Origin of the sequence: Streptosporangium sp. NPDC087985, from assembly GCF_044741965.1 — a bacterium.
GTDB lineage: Bacteria > Actinomycetota > Actinomycetes > Streptosporangiales > Streptosporangiaceae > Streptosporangium.
The window spans coordinates 14,799-34,980 of the sequence record NZ_JBIUTQ010000013.1; the positions used below are offsets into that span (position 1 = coordinate 14,799).

The following is a 20,182-nucleotide window of genomic DNA, read 5'->3' on the forward strand; positions in this document are numbered from 1 at the left end:
GGAGACCGGTTTGCATGATTCTCCCGTTCCCACGTCATCTGGAAACCTCCAGACGGCCGTCGTCGTGCTCGCCGCCACGGACGCGGCGAGCTCGCGCTGCGCCGACGGCACGCTGCTCGACCGGCTGACCGGCCAGCTCGTCCGGCTCCCCGTCGGTGACGTGCACGTGGTCGGCCGCTCCAGCGACATCATCCGCGCCCCCGGCGGCACCTACCTGATCGGTGCGGAGGGCTCCCGGGGGATCGCCGACGACCTGCGCAGGATCGCCGAGGTGGCCCGCACGGCCACCGGCCCGGTGGCCGTGATCGCGGGGGACCTGGTGGCCCACACCGAGGCGCTGGCCATGCTCCTCGCGCATCCCGCGCGCGACACGAGCGCCGTGGTGAACACGGACGGTAGGGACTCCGGGCCGTTGCGCCCGCCGGTCCGGATCGAGGGCGGCCGGGTGGCCGCCGCGGGCAGTACCTTCCACGGTGTCGCCGACGCCAACGGCACCTTCAAGGGGGTGCTCCAGGTGGGTGTGGCCGATCTCCCCCTTCTCGCCGAGACCGCCGAGACGCTGGCCGAGCCGGCTGAGACCGGAAGGTTCGGCCTCCTGGGCGGCGCCGAGGCCGGCGAGCTGCTCCTGGTCGGCCTGGTCCGCTCGGGTGTTCCGGTGCGCGCCTGCGCGGTCGGACGGTTGCGCTGCGACCGGGTGGCCGGGCAGGCGGACGCCGACTCGGCCATGTCGCGGCTGGACGAGGTGGACGAGGACCGCGCCCGGCTGGACGCCACGGTCAAGCCGGACGACGGCTTCTTCACCACCCACTTCGTGAGCTCCTGGTCCACCCACCTGGTCAAGACGGCGGCCGATCTGCGTCTGACGCCGAACGCGGTCACCGGGATCTCCGTCGGCCTGGCCGTGATCGCCGCGGTCTCGTTCACGGCGGGCACCCGCGAGGCGCAGATCACCGGGGCCGTCCTCCTCTACCTGTCCTTCGTGTTCGACTGCGTGGACGGCCAGCTCGCCCGCTACACCCGCGCGTTCTCCCCGCTCGGGGCCTGGCTGGACGCCACCTTCGACCGGGTCAAGGAGTACGCCGTCTACGTGGGCCTCGCTCTGGGCTACACGGCGGGGCTGGACGACTCCCGCGGCGGCCCGCACGGCATCTGGATGCTGGCGGTCGCGGCGATGATCCTGCAGATGCTCCGCCACACGATCGACTTCTCCTACGCGGGGTCCCGCGCCGACGCCGTCCGCGAGGAGGTCCGGGCCGGGACGGCCGCCTCGCCGGCCGTCCTGGCAGAGGCGTCCACGTGGCCGGTGCCACAGGAGACACCGCCGGAACGGCAGGCCGAGGTCGCCGGCGGCATCGCCGCCGCGGAGCAGTACCTCCGGGAACGGCGGGATTCCGGAGACGTCTCGGGCAACACGGTCGTGAGGCTCTCGCGCCGTCTGGAACGGGTCCCCCTCACCCGCTGGCTGAAAAAGATCATCGTGCTCCCCATCGGGGAGCGGATGGCTCTGATCGCGGTGACCGCCGCGGTGTTCAACGCGCGGGTGACCTTCGTCGCGCTGCTGACCTGGGGCGGCGTCGCCGCCCTCTACACGGTCGCGGGCCGGATCGGCAGGTCCCTCAACCGATGACGGGAAGCGTGGGTTCCCGGCCGGCGGCACGGGAGAAGAGCCCCGGCGGGCGTTCCGCGGAGCGAGTGAGGAGACGAATGCGATCATGGTTTCCGTGCACATGACGCCGGTGCCGCACAGCACCGTCACGGCATACCGGGACGACGGGACGCTGTCCCGGGCGATGGGCGCGCTGGTGGCAGGGCAGCTCCCGCCGCTGCCGCCCGCGATCGTCGGGATGTTCGTGACCGGGGTGCTGCTGCTGGTGGGCGTGGCCGGCGCCGAAGGGCTGTCGGTGTTCGCCCCGGCGGTGGCGCTGCTGCTGGCCGGTCCCGGCAGCTCCCATCCGCACGACGGCAGGCTCGACTGGCTGGTCCCGCCGATCCTGCGCCTGACCGAGTACGGGTTCGTGGCCTCGGTCGGGTTCGCGCACGACGTGCCGCCGCTGTTGATCTTCCTGCTGCTCGGCGCGATGGCCTTCCACCACTACGACGTCGTGTACCGCGTACGGCAGCGTGTCTACCCGCCGTCCTGGCTGGCCACGTCCGGCCTGGGCTGGGACGGACGCATGCTGCTGATCGCGCTGGGCGCCCTGGCCGGGCAGGTGACGCTGGTCTTCGGCCTTCTCGCGCTCTACCTGTGGTGCCTTTTCGGCTGGGAGAGCGTCACCTGCTGGCTGGCCGCGCCGCGCTCAGGGGTGGACGCCGCCGACCTGGGCGCCCACGATTGAGCCGCGGTCGAGGGCGGCCGGAAGAGCCTCGATTACACGATCTGGCCCCAAAGGGAACTAACCTTTGGGGCCAGGAGTGCCCGCTGAGGGGCTCACTTGGATGAGGAGCGCACGTTGCTGGGAATGGTGCTGGCTGCCGGGGCCGGACGACGCCTGCGGCCATACACGGACACGCTGCCCAAGGCGTTGGTTCCGGTCGACGGCGAGACCACGATCATGGACATCTCGCTGCGGAACCTCGCGGCCGCGGACCTCCGTGATGTCGTGATCATCGTCGGCTACCAGGCGCAGGCCGTACACGAGCGCAAGGCCGAGCTGGAGCGGCGGCACGGCGTGAAGCTCACCCTCGTGCACAACGACAAGGCCGAGGAGTGGAACAACGCCTACTCCCTGTGGTGCGCGCGCGACTACTTCGACCAGGGGGTGCTGCTGGTCAACGGCGACACCGTGCACCCGGTCTCCGTCGAGCACACGCTGCTGTCCGCGCCGGTGACCGGCGACATCCTGCTCGCGGTGGACGACGTGAAGAAGCTCGCCGACGAGGAGATGAAGGTCACCCTCGACGACGCGGGCCACCTCAAGCTGATCACCAAGCTGATGGACCCGGCCGACGCGGCGGGTGAGTACATCGGCGCGACGCTGATCCGCCCCGGCATCGGCGGGCGCCTCGCCGACGCCCTCCAGGCCACCTTCGAGCGCGACCCGCAGCTCTACTACGAGGACGGCTACCAGGAGCTCGTCGCACGCGGCGAGAAGATCGCGGTCGCCCCGATCGGCGAGGTCTCCTGGGTCGAGGTCGACAACCACGACGACCTGGCCAAGGCGCGGGAGATCGCGTGCCGATACTAGCCAGAATGCTCCCGGCCCCCCTGACCATGGAGGTCCGGCGGGGCGCCATCGCCCAGCTCGGCTCGCTGCTGGCCGACAGCCGGGTGGCGACCTCCGGCCGGGTGGCGGTGGCGGTGGGCGCGGGCCAGGGCGACCGGATCTCCTCGGTGATCGCCTCCTCGCTCGGTGAGGCCCAGATCTTCCGGGTGCCCGACGGCTCGGTGGACGCGGCGGTCTCGCTGGGCGCCGACCTGCGCAAGGGCGCCTATGAGGCGCTCGTCGGTATCGGCGGCGGCAAGACCATCGACGTGACCAAGTATGCCGCGTCGCTCGCCGGGATCCCGATGGTGGCGGTGGCCACCAACCTGTCGCACGACGGCATCTGCTCGCCGGTGGCGTCGCTGACGCACGACGGGGGCAAGGGCTCCTTCGGGGTCCCCATGCCGCTGGCCATCATGGTGGATCTCGATTTCGTCCACGACGCGCCCCCGTCACTGGTCCGTTCCGGGGTCGGCGATGTGGTGAGCAACCTGTCGGCGATCGAGGACTGGCAGCTCGGCAACGCCGAGCGCGGTGAGCCGATCGACGGCCTGGCCTGCGCGATGGCCCGCACCGCGGCGGAGGCGGTGGTCGGCAGGTCGGACTCGATCGAGTCCGACGCCTTTCTCACCGTGCTGGCCGAGGCGCTCATCCTCTCGGGGATGGCGATGGTGGTCGCCGGGTCGTCCCGTCCCTCCAGTGGCGGAGACCATGAGATCCTGCATGCCGTGGATCAGCTTTTTCCCGGCACCTCCAACCACGGCGAGATCGCCGGGATCGGTGCCGCCTTCTGTTTCTTTCTCAGGGAGGACTCCCGCAGGCTCGGCCAGGTCGTCGACTGCCTGCGCGGGCACCGGCTACCGGTCACCCCCGGTGACGTGGGCCTGACCGTCGAACAGTTCACCGAGGCGGTCGCGCTGGCGCCGTCGACCCGCCCCGGGCGTTACACGATCCTGGAGCACCTGCGCCTGTCGGAATCGGAGATCAGAGATCGGGTGGAGGACTATGTCCGGGCCGTCGGTCGCTGAGTTCCGTGCGGTCGCCCAGCCGCACTCGACCATGGGCCGCAACAGCGGGGAGCACTGGGCCGGTGCTCTCTACATGCGCAAGCTGTCGATCTACGTCACCTGGTTCCTCGCCAAGACGCCGATCACCCCCAACCAGACCACCTGGCTGATGATCCTGTCCGGGCTGCTGGCGGGGGCGGTCCTCGCCCTCCCCGGCCTCTGGGCAGCCATCGGCGCCGCCCTGCTGATCCAGCTCTACCTGCTGCTCGACTGCTCTGACGGCGAGCTGGCGCGGTGGAAAGGGCGGACCTCCATCACGGGCGTCTACCTGGACCGGGTAGGCCACTACTTCGCCGAGGCCGCCCTGCTCATCGGGCTGGGCTTCCGGGCGTCGGAGATCCTGCCGGACTGGTACACCGTGATGGGTTTCGCCGCGGCGCTCGGCGCGATCCTGATCAAGGCGGAGACCGACCTGGTCGACGTGGCCCGTGCCCGGTCCGGTCTGGTCGCGGCGGCCGAGAGCTCGGCCGAGCAATTCCGGTCGCGCGGCCTGGGCATGGCACGCAAGGCCGCCGCCGCACTGAAGTTCCACCGGGTCGTCCAGGCCGTCGAGCTGTCCCTCCTCGTGGTGATCGCCGCGGTGTGGGACCTGGTCAGTGGCGGTCTGGCCGCCACCCGGGTGCTCATGGTCGCCTGCGTCGTGATCGCCGTGCTGCAGATGGCACTGCACCTGGTCAGCATTCTGGCCTCCAGGCGGCTCTCGTGAGGAACCGGAAAGACTCCGAGCGCGTCGTAGGTGCTGACACCTCTCGGTTTGGTGGGTGTTCGCAGACGGTTCCGATACGCTTGGTTTCCGGTAAATCAGAAATGTTTGGCCCTGTCAGAATTGCCCGACACAGCAGACTCGGTGATCATGAAAGTATGCTTCGCACGTGCTCTCGACGCGTCAGGGCGATGACCCGTTGAAGATCTCGTGTGTCATCCTCACCATGGGTAACCGGATCCCCGAGCTGGACCGGGCCGTGGAGTCCGTGCTGAACCAGGTCGACGGTGACGTCGAGGTGGTCATCGTCGGCAACGGCGCGGACGTCCCCGAGCTGTCGGTCGGCGTGCCGGCCGGTTCGTCCGCCTCGATCAAGATCGTGCGGCTCAGCCACAACGCGGGCATCCCGGCGGGCCGCAACCGCGGCGTCGAGGAGTGCTCGGGTGACGTGGTGCTCTTCCTGGACGACGACGGCTGGTACGGCGCGACGGACCTCGTCTCTCACCTGCGTGAGCGCTTCTCCACCGAGCACGATCTCGCCGTCGTCTCCTTCCGGGTGATGGACCCCGACGGCGGCATCGGTCAGCGCCGTCACGTCCCCCGCCTGCGGGCGGGGGACCCCGGCCGGTCCTCGCCGGTCACCACCTTCCTGGGCGGCGCCTGCGCCATCCGCCGCTCCGCCTTCCTCCAGGTCGGCGGCCTCCCCGAGCGTTTCTTCTACGCCCACGAGGAGAGCGACCTGGCCTGGCGGCTGCTCGGCGAGGGCTACCGCATCGAATACGACGCCCAGACCGTCATGTACCACCCGCAGGTCCCGCCGACCCGCCACGCCGACTTCTACCGCCTCAACGCCCGCAACCGCGTCTGGCTGGCCCGCCGCAACCTCCCCTGGCTCCTGGCCGTGCTCTACCTCCTCAACTGGGTCGTCCTCACCCTGGTCCGGGAACGCTCCGGCTCCGCCCTGCGCGCCTGGTTCACCGGTTTCACCGAGGGACTCCGCGAGCCCGCCGGCGAACGCCGCCCCATGGGCTGGAAGACCGCCTGGCGCATGCTCCGCCTGGGCCGCCCGCCGATCGTCTGATCCCGTACGGCCCGGCCGGGCTGGAGGCAGTTGATGACCGATGCCATGACCCGGCGGGCCCACGAGCTCGCCGCCGCCGGGCGGCTGCCCGCCTTCGTCTACGACCTGCCCGCGCTGGACGCGCACGCCGCGGCCGTACGGGCGGCGCTGGGCGACGTCGAGCTGCACTACGCGGTCAAGGCCAACCCCGACCCGGAGCTTCTACGGGTGCTGGCCCGGCACGTGGACGGCTTCGAGGTGTCCTCGGGCGGTGAGCTGGCGCATGTGCGGGCGCTGTTCCCCGGCATGCCGATCGCGCTGGGCGGCCCCGGCAAGACCGACGCCGAGCTGACCTCGGACGTCTACCGGCTGCATGTGGAGAGTCCCGGAGAGCTGGAGCGACTGCTCGCCTCCGGGTGCGACGCCGACATCCTGCTCCGCGTCAACCTGGATATCCCCATCCGGGGAGCCTCGCTGGCGATGGGCGGCGGTGCGACCCCGTTCGGCATGGACCCCGCCGGTGTCGCCGAGTGCGTCGCCCGGCTGGCGGGACAGGACCGGGTCCGGCTGCGCGGCGTCCACGCCCACCTGGCCAGCGGCCTGCACGCGCAACAGCTCCTGGACCTCGCGGCGGCCGTGCTGGAGTACGCCCGAGGCCTGGGCCTGTCCGAGATCAACCTCGGTGGCGGCATGGCCGTCTCCTACGCCGAGCCGGACGCCCTGTTCGACTGGGCCGCCTACGGTGAGGGCCTGGCGGAGCTACGCCGGGAGGGCGAGGTGCTGCGGGTTGAGCCGGGCCGTTCCCTGACCGTCTACTGCGGGCGCTACGCCACCCAGGTGATCGACGTCAAGCGCGTCCACGGCCGGCTGTTCGCGATCGTCGCCGGAGGCACCCACCACATCCGCACCCCCGCGACGAAAGGCCACGACCAGCCGGTCGTCCCCGGTGAGGCAGGAGAGCTGATCACCATCGTCGGCCAGCTGTGCACGCCGAAGGACCAGCTGTCCGCCGACGTGCCGATCGCGCTGAAGCCCGGGGACGTCGTGGAGCTGGCAATGGCCGGGGCATATGCCTGGAACATCTCGCACCACGACTTCCTGATGCACCGGCACCCGGTGTTCTCCTACCTGGGGAAGTGATCCATATGGACGTCTACACCCTCGGCGAGGCCTTCGCCATCGTCACCAGTGGCCGGGTCCGTCACGAGCACGAGGCCAGGCTGGACGTGGCCGGGGCCGAGTTCACCGTCGCGGTCGGGCTGGCCAGGCTCGGCCACGAGGCCGCCTGGCTGGGCAAGGTGGGGGGCGACGAGCTCGGCGTGCGGGTTCTGACGGCGCTGCGCGGGGAGGGCGTGGACATCTCGGACGCGCGGGTGGACGAGGCGTTCCCGACCGGATTGCTGCTCAAGGAGTCCAGACCCGGGCAGGTGGCTCGGGTCACCTACTACCGCACGGGGACCCGGCTCACGCAGGGGAACGTTCCCATAGACCGGATCGCGTCCTCCCGGGTCCTGCATGTCAGCGGGATCACCGCGGCGCTGAACTCCCGCGACGCCATGCACACCGCGGTGCGGGTCGCGCGGTCCTCGGGGGTCACCGTCTCGGTGGCCGTCAACTACCGTGACCAGCTCTGGCCGGACCTCCGGGAGGCCGAGGAGGTGCTCAGCGCGCTGGCCTGCTCGGCCGACGTGCTGTTCGTCCGGCAGAGCGAGCTGGATCTGGTCAAGCCCGCGCTCACCGGAGACCGGGAGGTCATCGTGCTCCGGGGTCCCCGGGGGGCGAGCGTCCGGGTGGACGGCGTCCGCCATGACGCCCCGAGTCTCTCCGGCCCCGTGGTCGATCCCACAGGTTCGGGAGACGCCTTCGTCGCGGGCTATCTCAGCGCGCTGCTGGAGCGGCTGCACCCGGCCGACCGGCTGCGCCGGGGTGCCCTGCTGGCGGCCTTCGCGGTCTCCAGCACCAGCGAGTGGCAGGGGCTACCCACCAGGGCGGAACTGCCGCTGCTGAACCTCGAAGCCTGAGTGCCTAGACCTCTTTCGCCTCGTCGAAGGTCATGGCGAGGTGGGAGACCGTGGTGGTCATCAGGGCACGTCTGGGCAGGCCGAGCTCGCTCAGCTCCTTGGCGACGGGGTGGTTGCCCAGCCGGATCAGTGCGCCGCCGGGGCGGGTGCGGACCCCTTGGGGAGACACCGACCAGGGGATGCGGCGGGTGACGCCGTCCAGGTGGCTGTAGGCGTCGAGGGCCGCCCTCGTGCCGACCGAGGGCACCGGGACACCGGATTTGACCAGCAGGTCCAGTACCAGGCGGCCGTCCTTGCGCAGGATGCACCGCTTGTAGGGGGAGGCCAGGCGCAGGTCGATGTCGGCCAGCTCCTTGGGGAAGCCCCAGATCGCGCGGCCCGCCTCCAGGGTGAAGCCCTGGTCGACGGGGAGCCAGTGGACGAACACCCCGGCCCCGCGCAGTTCGGACAGGCCCGCGCGCAGGCCCCGGTGGGGCGGTGGTCCTCCGCCGGGGGGCCGGACCAGGAAGACCATGCCGAACTCCCGGTAGGCGTCCAGGTCGCCGTCGGTGTAGTCGACGAACGCGAGCGTGCAGAGCGCCTTACCGGGCAGCACCTCGGTGACGTCCATCCCCGAGTAGGCGATCACCGCCCGGGCCGCGTCGGCCCGGACCAGGTAGGAGGCGCCGCAGGCCGTGGCGTCCCGGATCCGCACCGGCATGGCGATCTCGCGGCCCTGGATCAGATGGCGTGCCATGCCTCCAGTACACCAATTCCCCGTCCCGGCGTCACGGGCCTGCCTGCCCATTCCTCTAGTAGCCCCACGAAATCGCCCGCATGGTCGGGCCAGTTGTAGTGGCGCAGTGCCTCCTCGTGACCACGCGCGCCCATCGCCGCGGCCCCTTCCGGGTCCTCCCGCAGCGTCAGTACGGCATGCAGCACCGTGTCCACGTCCCCGAACGGGGTGACGACGCCGCAGCCGGTCCGGTCGACCAGCGAGGCGGTGGCCGGGAGGGGAGTGGTGATCACCGGGATTCCCCGGGACATGTACTCGCCCACCTTGGCCGGCACCGACCGTCGGTAGGCGGCCACGTCGTGCGGGAGCGACAGCCCGGCGATCGCTCCCTCGGCCATCCGAAGGGCGTGCTGGTTGGGCACGTAGCCGTACCAGTCGAGCAGGCCCTTCCGCTGCGCGTCCCGCAGCAGGGGCCTGATCTCGGCGTCGGCGGCGCCCACCAGGTCCATCCTGATCCCGTGGGGGAACAGCCGCCGGGCCAGCTCGACCAGTTCCACCGCGCCCCTGGCCCGGGACAGGTGACCCACGTGGATCACCCGGCTGTGGCCGGGCGGCGCGGGCGGCCGCGGCGGCACGTAGGTGGTGTTGGGCACCACCGGATGAGGCAGGGAGAGTCGTTCCCGGTAGGACTCCTCGGCCAGGATGAGATGCAGGCGGCTCTCCGCCCGGGCCTCGATCCGGCGGATCAGCGACGGCAGGGTCCGGCGCAGGCGCTCCGGCAGGTACGACCTCGCCTCCGGCGCGGCGGCCGGGTTCTCGCGGACGTCCCAGACGGTGACGGGACGGCGCCGGGGCAGCCGGAACAGCAGCTCGACGTCGTGGATGATCAGCAGGTCGGCGTCCTCGGCTCCACGCCGCAGGGCACCCCGGGCGGCCTTCAGTGCGCGTCTACGGTGGCCGCCCAGCGCACGGGGAACGTCGATCACCCGGATCCGCGGATCCGGCGTGACGTTGCAGTCGGTGAAGGGCGCGACATAGGTGATCTCGTGTCCGGCGTCGAGGAGCGCCCGGATCTGCCGATGCATGATCCGGGCGTCTTCGGGGTGATGGACAATTGTTCCGACACATACCCGCATGTTCCGATAGTGGGGGTCGGTTCTGTCGTCACCAGGTGTGTTGGATTAATTACCGGGAAATCGCCGCTGAACTCTCCTTGCCGGGGGTCTCCGCCGGGTTGCCGGGGGAGGCCGCCTGCGGCCGGCGGTAGAGCCAGACCAGGCGGGGCTCCAGCAGCCACTTGAACAGCTTGCGGGTCTCCGGCAGGCACAGGACGATGGCCAGCGCCAGCGCGCTCGACATGATCGCCATCACGCCCAGCGGGCCGTACAGCCAGGGGAAGCTCAGCCACTTCTGGTCCTTGGCGATGAGCACCACGACGCCGTGCAGCAGGTAGGCGTAGAGCGTCCGGGTGCCGAGGTCGGAGAACCAGGTCTCGCGCCGGGGCACCAGCGCCAGGACCGCGACGGACAGGGCCAGCGCCGCGACCAGCATCGCGCCGCGCAGGCCGAGCCCGGGCAGCCAGTCCAGGCCCATGGCCTTGAAGCTGGAGCGGAAGTAGATCGGTTTGAGACTGGCGTGCGGGGCGATGAAGATCGCCACCGCTGCGCCTCCGGCGAGCGTGATCCCGGCCAGGATCTTGACCCAGAGGGGTTTGAGCAGGTCGAAGTGCTCGGGCTTGAGTATCAGGCCGAGCACGTAGAAGGGGAGCAGGCCGAAGAAGCGGTCCATGCTGAAGTCGCCGGAGATCTCCGAGAAACCGGCGACCATGTAGATGATCACCGCGACCAGTAGCGGCTGCCGCATCCGGGTCCAGACGGGCGTGGAGATCCGCCAGAGCACCAGGGCGACCAGGTACCAGTTCAGCCAGGCCGGGTCGATGATCGTCAGACTCCACTTCTGGCCCAGCGAGTAGCGGAGCAGCGCGTAGCCGACCTCCACGACCACGTAGGGGACCAGCATGGTGTCGACCAGCTTGTTGATCTTCGCGTTGGAGTTCCAGAAGTTCCGGCCGAGATACCCGCTGATCAGCACGAACGCGGGCATGTGGAACGTGTAGATGAACAGGTAGGCCGCCTTGGCCGAGTGCGCGGCCAGGGTGGGCACCAGCGAGTGCCCGGTCACGACCAGAACGATCAGGATGAACTTGACGTTGTCGAGGTACGGTTCGCGCTTCTTCCGGGCGGGCGGGGCGGCGGGATCCTCCTCCGGGCGCGGCTCCCGCTCCGCCTCCGGAGCCGGGCTCCAGGGGGAGGGCTCGGGATCCCGGCTGGAGTTCTCCCAGTAGGAGAACGGCCGTTCGGTGCGGGCCGGAGCCTCCTGGGGTTCTGCCCGGTGGGAGGACGGCGCGGGCGCCCACGGCGCGGCCCCCGCCGGGGCCTGGGCGGTGCCCTGCCCCGACGACCACGCGGGATCCAGCGGGTCCAGAAGGTTCCCGGCGGGTGCGGGGGCGAACGTCATGTCCAGGGGGTTCCTGCGCGCGTCCGGATACGGCGTCCGTACGTCCCGCTCGGAAGAGGGCCGGCTGTCCCGGTGCGGTGCCCGCTCCTGTTCCCCGGGAGGTGTCTGGGTGTCCCAGTTCGCCCACGCGTCCTGCTCGGCGGCGGCGGAGGGGGGCTCCTGGTAGGCCGGGTAACCCCAGACGGTGACCTCGCCGGGGCCCTCGTCCGGGCCGGGTCCGTCCTGGAGGCCACCCCGTGTGGAGGCGGGGCCATGGTCCGGCGGATCCGGCCAGGAGGCCGGAGACGGCTGCGCGTGCTCGGGCATCGGCCACGGGGCGGGTGTCCGGCCCTGTCCGTCGGCGGCCCTGCCGGTGCCGGCGCCGGGGGCGCCGTCGTCCCAGGGGGTCGGTACCGAGAAGGGGGATCGGGTGTCGCTCACGGGGAAAACGCTCAGCTATCTGTCGGGGACTGGGAGGTAGTCGGACACGCTTGTGAAGACGCCCAGGGACCGCCGGAGGGGTGCGGCCAAGTGGGGATCGCCTCGCCGACCCGGCCAGCCTAGACCGATGACGCGCCCTCTGTCGCACGAGCGCTCGGCGTTTGCAGGGGTTCGCGGCGAATCGTGATCGTTCAAAATCCCCGGCCCGCGATGTTTCCGGAGCCCGGGCGTCTCCGGAGGGGGCCGCCGCGTCGCCGGGCGGAAGGGGCCGCGGGTCTACGGCCCCCTCCGCGCCGCCCGGCCGGGGCTAGAGGCAGGGGTTGGTCTTGCTGTCGATGATGTCGCCCTTGAGGGAGTCGGGAATCTTGGTGGGGACACGGACGCCCTTCCAGTCGTCACCGATGATCAACTGGATGATCGGGCCGTCCGGAGGCTCCGTGACCGGGATGGTCGACACGTAGTTCTCCACCGAGGCGGGCTTCATCTTGCCCGCGATGGGAGTGAGCTTGTCGCCGGAGAGCCGGGCGGCCACCGCGTCGGCGTAGTCGGCGCCCTCGGCGTCCTTCTTGCCGTAGCGCAGCGCGGTGGTGGGCACGTTGCCGGTGGCCGGCCGAGCGTTGCCGACCTGGGTCACCCTGAAGCCCTGGGCGGCCAGTTTCGCGGCCACCTCCTTGGCCAGGCCGTACTTGTCGGTGCCGTTGAACACCTGGACCTGGACCTGCTCGTGCTTGATGGTCGGCTTGGCGGAGGCGTTGGGGGCCGGGCTGGCGGTCACCTCGGTGTCGTTGCGGATCGTCTCGAACAGCTCGTTGGCGGCGGGCTGCCGCCAGATGACCCGGTTCGTGTCGGTGGGGTCCAGCATCCATGGGATGGTGACGCCCTGCAGGCCCTTGGCGGTGAGGGACTTCGCGCTCTGGGCGATCTCCACCATGCGCGCGACGTCGAGCTTGCTGTCCACCGTCATCGAGGAGGTGACGGCCTCCAGGAAGCCGGACAGCTTGCCGATGTCGGTCAGCAGGCCGGAGCTGGTGGCCTTCTGCACCACCTGGTTGATGAAGACCTGCTGGCGCTTGATCCGGTCGAGGTCACTGCCGTCACCGAGCGAGTAGCGGGCGCGGACGTAGGCGAGGGCGGTCTCACCCTTCACGAGGTGTTTGCCCTTGGTCAGCTCCAGCTTGGCCTTCTTGTCCGACACATCCTTGGGCAGGCAGATCTCGATGCCTCCCAGCGCGTCGACGATGCCCTTGAACCCGGAGAAGTCGACCTTGACGAAGTGGTTGATGTGGATCTGGGTCAGCTCTTCGATCGTCTTCCACGTGCAGGCGATGCCGCCGTCGTTGAAGGTCGAGTTGATCATCCTGATGCCGGAGGGGATGGTCGCCTTCGTCTTGAGGTTCTCGCACTCGGGCACCTGGACCATGGAGTCGCGGGGGAAGCTCAGCAGGGTCGCCTTGTCGCGGTCCGGAGCGATGTGGAGCAGCATGATCGTGTCGGTCCGCTCACCCTGGCCCTGCATGTGCTGGCCGTACTTCTTGTTATCGGCGCCCTCGCGGCTGTCGGAGCCCACGATGAGCACGTTGAGCGCTCCGGTCTCCGGGGGGCGGTCCGCGCCGAGCTTCTCCTCGACGTTCTGGCGGGTGATGTTGCCGTCGATGTCGCGGTAGACCTTGTAGGCGCCGAGGGTGCCGGCGACCAGGACGCAGGTCATCGCGACACTCACCCAGCCGCCCGTGCTCAGCCCTCCGGGCCTGCGGCCCGGGCCGCGGGACGGCCCGTCGTCATAGGCCGGGTCATTGGGAGGCTGCCCGCCGTCCCCGCCCGCCCGCCGGGACCCCCGGCGCCCGTGACCGGCCGGTTCGGTCCGGCGGTCCTTCACGGTGACATGCCGATGATCGCTCATGCGATCTCCTCGCCTGGCGGCAACATCAGGTGCTGCTTCAGCTCGCTCATTGCGCCCAAAGAGTAGGTCAGGAGGTAAGCAGGGGGCGTCACGATGACGTGAACTTGGTCATGACCGCCCCTTTACAGGTCCAGTGATGATCTGGGCGCCCAGCATACTCAAATACGGACATTTCTTGGAATGTTACGGAAAGAAGGTTTAGCCGCCGTAAACGCAGCAGCCAGACACGCGGCGGGTACGGCGGGCAGGACGTAGCGGTAGTCGAACTCCGCCACCGCCGGAGGTATGACGAGCAGCCCCACCGCCGTCGTCCACGGCAGCACCCACGTCATCGAGTCCGGACGGAACCGCCGGCCGCCCACCGCCACCGGGCGGAACCGCCGGATGGCCGCCGTGACCGGAGGGACGAGCAGGATCACCAGCACCGCCACGCCGGGCAGCCGGACGGCGCCCTGGTAGGCCCGCATCCAGCCCGCGTACGGCTCGACGACCCGGGTGGTGATCGATCCCCGCTCGTAGCGCTCGGCGAACCCGGCGCCCACCGTGGCCGGGTAGCGGCCCGGCGGCGCCGGCGACGTGGCCGGGAACTCGTAGTAGTCGTAGACCTCCTGGTCCGGGTAGACCGGGCGGCTCAGGGTGAACGAGCGCGCCAGCTCGGAGAACACCGAGCCCAGGTAGGCGAGCGGCTGGCTCTGGACGGCCAGCGTCGCGAACCGCCCGGCCAGCGTGTCGTTCTCCTCATTGAAGGTGATACCGGGCAACCTGACCAGGGGGGAATCCTGGCTCCAGACGTATTCCTGCGCGGGGGGCCGTCGCTCCGGCGGACGGGGGTCGCAGAGCACGGCCAGGTCCGCGGGCGGCCTCATCACCGCGCAGTCGGCGAACGTCATCGTCTTGGCGTAGAGGAAGACGCCGTTGGCGCCCACGATGCCGACCCGGCCGTAGGTGGCGTGGAACCAGAGCCCATACCCCAGGATCGGCAGCGCCGCCGCGGTCAGCATCACCCCGGCCGTGAGCACCCGGCCCCGCGCCCGGTAGACCAGCCAGCAGGCGAAGATCACGACCAGCGGCAGCCCGACGGTCCTGGTCAGCGTCGCGGCCGCGACCAGCAACCCGATCCCGCAGGCCGTACGCCAGTCGGCGGTCCGGGAGAGGGCGAGGCAGACCGCCGACATCACCAGCGCGGCGAACAGGGTGTCGGAGACCAGCAGGTGCTCCAACTCGATCTGGTAGGCGTCCAGAAGGGAGGGAACGGACGCGAGCACCGCGGCCCAGCCGGGGGCACGCAGCCGTCGGGCGGTGAGGTAGACGAGCACGCCGACCAGGAGTCCCAGCAGATGCTGGACCAGCGCGACAAGGGCGAAGCTGTGAAACGGTTCGAGCAGTCGCAGGAACATCGCGTATCCGGCCGGCCGGACCAGGTCGGGCCGGGGCCTCAACGCCGTGACGACGTAGGTGTAGGAGTCGGGAAACCAGAGCGCGGGCCGGTAGCCGAGCAGGGTGACCACCCGCAGGGCGACCCCGAGACCCAGAACCCCCAGGAACCATCGGTGCCCCCGAGCCCAGCCGACCACGTGCCGCCCCCTTCGCGCGCTGCGCGTACGCTACCGGCTTTCCCCAGGCAGGTGCGCGTGCCCATCGCCCTCACCGGAAGCTGCCACTACGCTCGGGACGGACTATGAGGATCACCTGGCTGGATCACGCGCGGAGGCCCACGGCGGGCAGAGTGCTCGCCGTGCTGTCGGTCGTGCCCGCGCTCCTGCTGGCGGCCTGGTTACTGGCCGGGCTGTCACTGCTGCTACTCGGCTGGTTCCGGCCGCTCGCCGCCCTGCCACTGGGTCTGGTGATCGCCGCGGTCCTGTGCCGGTACGGCCTGCGCCGCCTGCCCGAGACCGTCGAGGCGACCGCCTGGCAGACGACCGGGGTCGTCGCCGTGACCCTGGCCTCCGGGATCTTCAACAGCCTGCTCCACACCGAGCAGCTCGCCGTCCGCCGCGACCCCGCCACCTACGCGCAGTACGCCGTCTGGCTGGCCGGGCATGGCTCCCTGCCGGTCCCGTTCCAGCAGGCGGCCTTCGGCGGGCCGGATCCCGCCCTGCGCTTCGACAGCGCGGGTTTCTACAGCTCCGGCGGCGCGGTCGTGCCGCAGTTCATGCCGGGCGCGCCGCTGGTCGACGCGCTGGGCCACTGGGTGGGCGGCCTCTCCGGCCTGCTGCTGGTGCCGCCGGTGCTGGGAGCGCTGGCGGTGCTCGTCCTGTCGGGGGTCGTGGCACGGCTGGTCGGCGCCCGATGGGCCCCGCTCGCCGGACTGGTGTTCGCGGTCAGCCTCCCGATCCTCTACACCTCGCGCACCACCTTCAGCGAGATCCTCTCCATGATCCTGATCTTCGGTGGTCTCGCCCTGCTCCATGACGCCCGGGTCAGGCTCCGCTCCGGGATCACGGGCCTCGGCTACCTGCCGGCCGTACCCTCCGCCGAGCAGCCGGGGCGGATCCGCCGGGCCCAGTCGAACGGCGCCGTGATCGGGGCGGAGCTGGCCGGTCTGGTGTTCGGGCTGGCCGTCCTGGTCAGGATCGACGGCCTGCGCGACGTGCTGCCCGTGCTCGTCTACGCCGGGCTGCTGATCGCCCTGCGCCAGGTCGGCACCCGCGACGAGGGACGGCTCGGCGTTCCGCTGCTCTTCGGGCTGGCGGCGGGGGCGGGGATGGGGGTCGCGGCCGGATACATCCTGTCGAGGCCCTACCTGGACTATCTCTCCGGCTCGTTCACGCCGCTGCTGGCCATCTGCGGTGTGGTGCTGGTCCTCACCCTGATCGTCGCGCTCCTGGCCACGCGGCTCGCGGCCCTCGCCCGGTGGGTCAGGAGGATCCGGCGGCTCCCCGAGATCGCCGCCGGCCTGGTGGTGCTGGTCACGGTGGCCTTCGCGGCCCGGCCGTGGCTGCAGGTCGTGACCCGGTGGCCGACCACACAGGACGACCGGCTGAACTACGAGTTCATCGAGAGGACCCAGCAGGCCAACGGGCTGGCGGGCGACGGTTCCCGGCTCTACTACGAGGACTCGCTGTACTGGGTGATCTGGTACGTCGGAGTCCCCGTGGTGGTGCTGGCCACGCTGGCCGCGGCGCTGCTCACCCGCAGGATGGTCCGGGGCAGGGGGTTCGGCTGGCTGCTGCCGCTGGCCGTCATCGGCTGGACCACGGTCACCACGCTCTACCGCCCGGGCATCACCCCCGACCATCCGTGGGCGGCCCGGCGGCTGGTCCCCGTCGTCATCCCCGGCCTCGTCCTGCTCGCCGTCTGGGGCCTGCGCTGGGTACGGGAGAAGGCCCGCAGGATGGGGTACGGCCGGGCCGTCCAGAACGGCCTCGCCGTCGGTGGCGCGGTGCTCCTGCTGGTCCCCCCGGTGATCACTTCCGCGGGGACGGCCTTCACCCCCATCGGGCGCGGCGAACGCGCGGCGGTCGAGGCGCTCTGCGCGGCCCTGCCGGAACGGGCCTCTGTGCTGATCGTGGAGCGGGTCACCGGCGACCGGTTCACCCAGCTCGTCCGGGGCACCTGCGGTGTCCCCACCGCCCGGGTCGCCTTCCGTAGGGGCGCCGACGTCCCCGCCCAGCCCGACGTCATCCGCCTGGTCGGCCGCACCCGCGCGGCAGGCCGCGTCCCGGTCCTGCTCGCCGCCAAGGCCGGCCAGCTCTCCCCGTACGGCGAGGCGGTCCAGGTGATGGGACTCCACACCCGCCAGGACGAGAGATCGCTCATCGACCCCCCCAACGGCACCTGGTCCCTGTCCATGGACGTCTGGATGGCCGTCCCACCCGCGAACACGGGTCTTTAAAGGACGGCATCACCGGCCGCTGATCGGCCCACGTGACTATCCGGGTGGGAACGCGAGTTCGGTGTCAATCTGGGCGATCATCCTCGCTGGCACGCCGGAGGAGACGTCCTCGGGGGACTGTGAAGAGAACCTCGGTCCGGACCTGGGCTGGATCGGATACTTATGCCTTACGGCATTCATCTGTCGATGTGGTCACATGAAGGACGGAGTTTCCACATGAGCGAGCCGTTGCCCAGTGATCACACCGTGGGTGTGCGTGACCTCACCCATGGGACCAGTCAGATTCTCGCGCGTGTCAAGGCGGGAGAGAGGCTGACCATCACCGAGAGAGGGGAGCCCATTGCCATGGTGGTTCCGCTCCGTCAGTTGAAGATGGTCATGCCTGCCGTGGGTTACGCGATGAGCGGAGATCCCACGTGGGCGTCCCGTGCCGATGGCAACCTCGACGGATTCGGCGAATGATCATTGCGGACACCGGTGCGATCCTGGCCACGATCGATTCGACCGCCGCCGAGCATCCCGCCTGCGTCTGGAATTCCGGCTGGTCAGGGGGTGGAGGCAGGGCCGCGTGGCCGTCCGGAGGGGGTGATGTGGGTCCGGTCCTTGACTGGGCAGAGTATCCTCGCCGGACGTGAGCACGCCCGAGATATCCGAGAGTGGACCACCCGTGGACGCAACGCCGTACGTCACGATCGTTCTGCCCTGTTACAACGAGCAGGACCATGTCATCGACGAGGTCGAGCGCATCTCCGAGGCCATGGACCGCAGCGGTTACACCTACGAGCTCGTGGCCGTCGACGACTGCTCCACCGACCAGACGCTGGCCAGGCTGCAGGAGGCCGCCCCGCGTTTCCCGCACATGCGGATCAGGGCCTTCCACCGCAACGGCGGGTCGGGCACGGTGCGCAGGATCGGCACGCAGGAGGCGCGCGGCGAGATCGTCGTGTGGACCGACGCGGACATGACGTATCCCAACGAGCGCATCCCCGAGCTCGTCGGGATCCTGGAGAAGGACCCCACGATCGACCAGGTCGTGGGCGCGCGGACCACCGAGGAGGGTTCGCACAAGGTCCTGCGGGTGCCGGCGAAGTGGTTCATCCGCAAGGTGGCCGAGCGGCTGGCGGGGCAGAAGATCCCCGACCTCAACAGCGGGCTGCGGGCGTTCCGCAAGTCGGTCGCCAGGCCGTATCTGCGGCTGCTGCCGCCCGGGTTCTCCTGCGTCACCACGATCACGCTGTCGTTCCTGTCGAACCAGCATGACGTCTACTACCTGCCGATCGAGTACAGCAAGCGGGCGGGCAAGTCGAAGTTCAGCTTCGTCTCCGACGCCTACCGCTACATCCTGCAGGTGCTGCGGATGGTCATGTACTTCAACCCGCTCAAGGTCCTCATGCCGCCGGCCATCTGGCTGGTCTGCATCGGCATGGCCAAGGGGGTCTACGACAACGTCAAGTCGCCCTTCTACCTGGCCAGTAACACTGTTGTGATCTTCATCTCCGGCCTGCTCATCGGGTCGCTGGCGCTGCTCGCCGACCTCATCGTGCGCTCCCGGAGCGAGTAGGCGATGCGGATCGCGATCGTCGGGCCGACCCACCCCTACAAGGGCGGCGGGGCCGCGCACACCACCGAGCTGGCCCACCGGCTGCGCGCCGCCGGGCACGACGTGGTGATCGAGTCGTGGAGGGCGCAGTACCCGTCCTTCCTCTACCCCGGTCAGCAGACCGTGGACACCCCCGACGGTGCCCCGTTCCCCGACGTCAACCGCGCCCTCGACTGGCGCCGCCCGGACGGCTGGGTCCGCCGCGGCCGGTGGCTCGCGGGTGTCGACCTGGTGATCCTCACGGTGCTCAGCCCGGTGCAGGTCCCGCCCTACCTGGGTATCCTCGCCGGCCTGCGCCGCCGGGCCCGGGTCGTCGCGCTCTGCCACAACGTGCTGCCCCACGAGCGCAAGCCCTACGACACCCCGCTGATGAAGGCGCTGCTGCGCCGGGTGGAGGGGGTGCTGGTCCACTCCGAGCCGCAGGCCGCGCTGGCCCGAGAGCTCGGGCCCGCCCCGGTGACGGTGGCCGAGATGGCGCCGCACCTCCCGGTCAGGTCCCAGGGGTGCGGCCAGGCCGACGGCGTGCGGGACCGGCTGCTGTTCTTCGGCCTGGTCCGGCCGTACAAGGGACTGGACCTGCTGATCCGCGCGCTGCCCGAGGGCGTCTCGCTCCGGGTCGCGGGGGAGTTCTGGGGCGGTCTGGAGGAGACCAGGGCGCTGATCGCCGAGCTGGGCCTGACCGAGCGGGTGGAGCTGCGGCCGGGCTACGTGGCCGACGACGACGTGCCGGGGCTGTTCGCCGACGTGGACGCGCTGGTCCTGCCGTACCGGAGCGGGACGGCCAGCCAGCAGGTGTGGTTAGGTCACGAGCACGGGGTGCCGGTGATCGCCACCCGGGTGGGGACACTCGGCGACCACGTCACCGACGGGGTGGACGGGCTGCTCGTCGAGCCCGGCTCGGTGGAGAGCCTCCGCGCCGCGCTGACCGCGTTCTACCGGCCGGGCGAGCCCGAGCGGCTCCGCGCCGGGGTCAAGGCCGTCGACCCCGATCCCTACTGGTCCACCTATATCCAGGCGCTGCTCGCGGGCTGAACCCCCGTCCTGGCCCGGGCCGCCTACGTCCGGGTGCCGGTCTCGGGCCGAGCTCCGTCCTGGCCGGTACGCTTGGGCGGCGTGCCAAGGGGAGTCCGGTGGCCTCCCG

Annotated in this window: 17 protein-coding genes; 12 read left to right on the plus strand and 5 right to left on the minus strand. The window is 70.5% G+C overall.

Annotated features, from left to right (window positions below; all coding sequences use genetic code 11):
• Positions 1–10 precede the first annotated feature (10 nt).
• The 8 genes from ACIN94_RS22170 (at position 11) to ACIN94_RS22205 (ending at position 8,054) form a co-directional block, all read left to right on the plus strand.
• Positions 11–1,627, plus strand: a complete 1,617-nt coding sequence (locus ACIN94_RS22170) for a CDP-alcohol phosphatidyltransferase family protein (protein WP_400708870.1) — start codon at positions 11–13, stop codon at positions 1,625–1,627.
• A gap of 85 nt (positions 1,628–1,712) precedes the next feature.
• Positions 1,713–2,336 carry a DUF5941 domain-containing protein gene (locus tag ACIN94_RS22175; protein WP_400708872.1) on the plus strand — a complete coding sequence of 208 codons (624 nt, stop codon included), beginning with the start codon at positions 1,713–1,715 and terminating at the stop codon, positions 2,334–2,336.
• 114 nt (positions 2,337–2,450) lie between these two features.
• The gene (locus ACIN94_RS22180; protein WP_400709225.1) at positions 2,451–3,185 is read left to right on the plus strand and encodes a sugar phosphate nucleotidyltransferase; all 735 of its coding nucleotides are present in this window, start codon (positions 2,451–2,453) and stop codon (positions 3,183–3,185) included.
• A 5-nt stretch (positions 3,186–3,190) separates the two neighbouring features.
• Complete coding sequence (locus ACIN94_RS22185; RefSeq protein ID WP_400708874.1) at positions 3,191–4,231, plus strand: iron-containing alcohol dehydrogenase family protein; 1,041 nt, start codon at positions 3,191–3,193, stop codon at positions 4,229–4,231.
• Positions 4,209–4,976, plus strand: a complete 768-nt coding sequence (locus ACIN94_RS22190) for a CDP-alcohol phosphatidyltransferase family protein (RefSeq protein WP_400708876.1) — start codon at positions 4,209–4,211, stop codon at positions 4,974–4,976. The genes ACIN94_RS22185 and ACIN94_RS22190 overlap by 23 nt, the downstream gene beginning before the upstream one ends.
• Positions 4,977–5,172: 196 nt before the next feature.
• Positions 5,173–6,054 carry a glycosyltransferase family 2 protein gene (locus tag ACIN94_RS22195; protein WP_400709228.1) on the plus strand — a complete coding sequence of 294 codons (882 nt, stop codon included), beginning with the start codon at positions 5,173–5,175 and terminating at the stop codon, positions 6,052–6,054.
• A 33-nt stretch (positions 6,055–6,087) separates the two neighbouring features.
• Complete coding sequence (locus ACIN94_RS22200; protein ID WP_400708878.1) at positions 6,088–7,173, plus strand: alanine racemase; 1,086 nt, start codon at positions 6,088–6,090, stop codon at positions 7,171–7,173.
• Positions 7,174–7,178: 5 nt separating this feature from the next.
• A complete protein-coding gene (locus tag ACIN94_RS22205; protein WP_400708880.1) occupies positions 7,179–8,054 on the plus strand; it encodes a sugar kinase in 876 nt (291 codons plus the stop codon).
• A 4-nt stretch (positions 8,055–8,058) separates the two neighbouring features.
• On the opposite strand, the gene ACIN94_RS22210 is transcribed toward ACIN94_RS22205, so the two are convergent.
• The 5 genes from ACIN94_RS22210 to ACIN94_RS22230 form a co-directional block, all read right to left on the minus strand.
• On the minus strand, positions 8,059–8,790 hold the full coding sequence (locus ACIN94_RS22210; protein ID WP_400708882.1) for an acetoacetate decarboxylase family protein: 732 nt from the start codon (positions 8,788–8,790) through the stop codon (positions 8,059–8,061).
• Complete coding sequence (locus ACIN94_RS22215) at positions 8,775–9,854, minus strand: glycosyltransferase (RefSeq protein WP_400708884.1); 1,080 nt, start codon at positions 9,852–9,854, stop codon at positions 8,775–8,777. The genes ACIN94_RS22210 and ACIN94_RS22215 overlap by 16 nt, the downstream gene beginning before the upstream one ends.
• Positions 9,855–9,954: 100 nt before the next feature.
• Positions 9,955–11,706 carry an acyltransferase family protein gene (locus ACIN94_RS22220; protein ID WP_400708886.1) on the minus strand — a complete coding sequence of 584 codons (1,752 nt, stop codon included), beginning with the start codon at positions 11,704–11,706 and terminating at the stop codon, positions 9,955–9,957.
• Between the two features lie 307 nt (positions 11,707–12,013).
• Positions 12,014–13,606: an LCP family protein gene (locus tag ACIN94_RS22225; protein ID WP_400708888.1), complete on the minus strand. Its 1,593-nt coding sequence runs from the start codon at positions 13,604–13,606 to the stop codon at positions 12,014–12,016.
• Between the two features lie 158 nt (positions 13,607–13,764).
• Positions 13,765–15,180, minus strand: coding sequence for a hypothetical protein (locus ACIN94_RS22230; RefSeq protein WP_400708890.1), 1,416 nt, complete (start codon positions 15,178–15,180; stop codon positions 13,765–13,767).
• 104 nt (positions 15,181–15,284) lie between these two features.
• On the opposite strand from ACIN94_RS22230, the gene ACIN94_RS22235 reads away from it, so the two are divergent.
• The 4 genes from ACIN94_RS22235 (at position 15,285) to ACIN94_RS22250 (ending at position 20,073) form a co-directional block, all read left to right on the plus strand.
• A complete protein-coding gene (locus ACIN94_RS22235; RefSeq protein ID WP_400708892.1) occupies positions 15,285–17,441 on the plus strand; it encodes a hypothetical protein in 2,157 nt (718 codons plus the stop codon).
• Between the two features lie 216 nt (positions 17,442–17,657).
• Positions 17,658–17,903 carry a type II toxin-antitoxin system Phd/YefM family antitoxin gene (locus ACIN94_RS22240; protein WP_400708894.1) on the plus strand — a complete coding sequence of 82 codons (246 nt, stop codon included), beginning with the start codon at positions 17,658–17,660 and terminating at the stop codon, positions 17,901–17,903.
• A gap of 205 nt (positions 17,904–18,108) precedes the next feature.
• The gene (locus tag ACIN94_RS22245; protein WP_400708896.1) at positions 18,109–19,002 is read left to right on the plus strand and encodes a glycosyltransferase family 2 protein; all 894 of its coding nucleotides are present in this window, start codon (positions 18,109–18,111) and stop codon (positions 19,000–19,002) included.
• A 3-nt stretch (positions 19,003–19,005) separates the two neighbouring features.
• Complete coding sequence (locus tag ACIN94_RS22250) at positions 19,006–20,073, plus strand: glycosyltransferase family 4 protein (RefSeq protein WP_400708898.1); 1,068 nt, start codon at positions 19,006–19,008, stop codon at positions 20,071–20,073.
• The last annotated feature ends 109 nt before the right edge of the window (positions 20,074–20,182 follow it).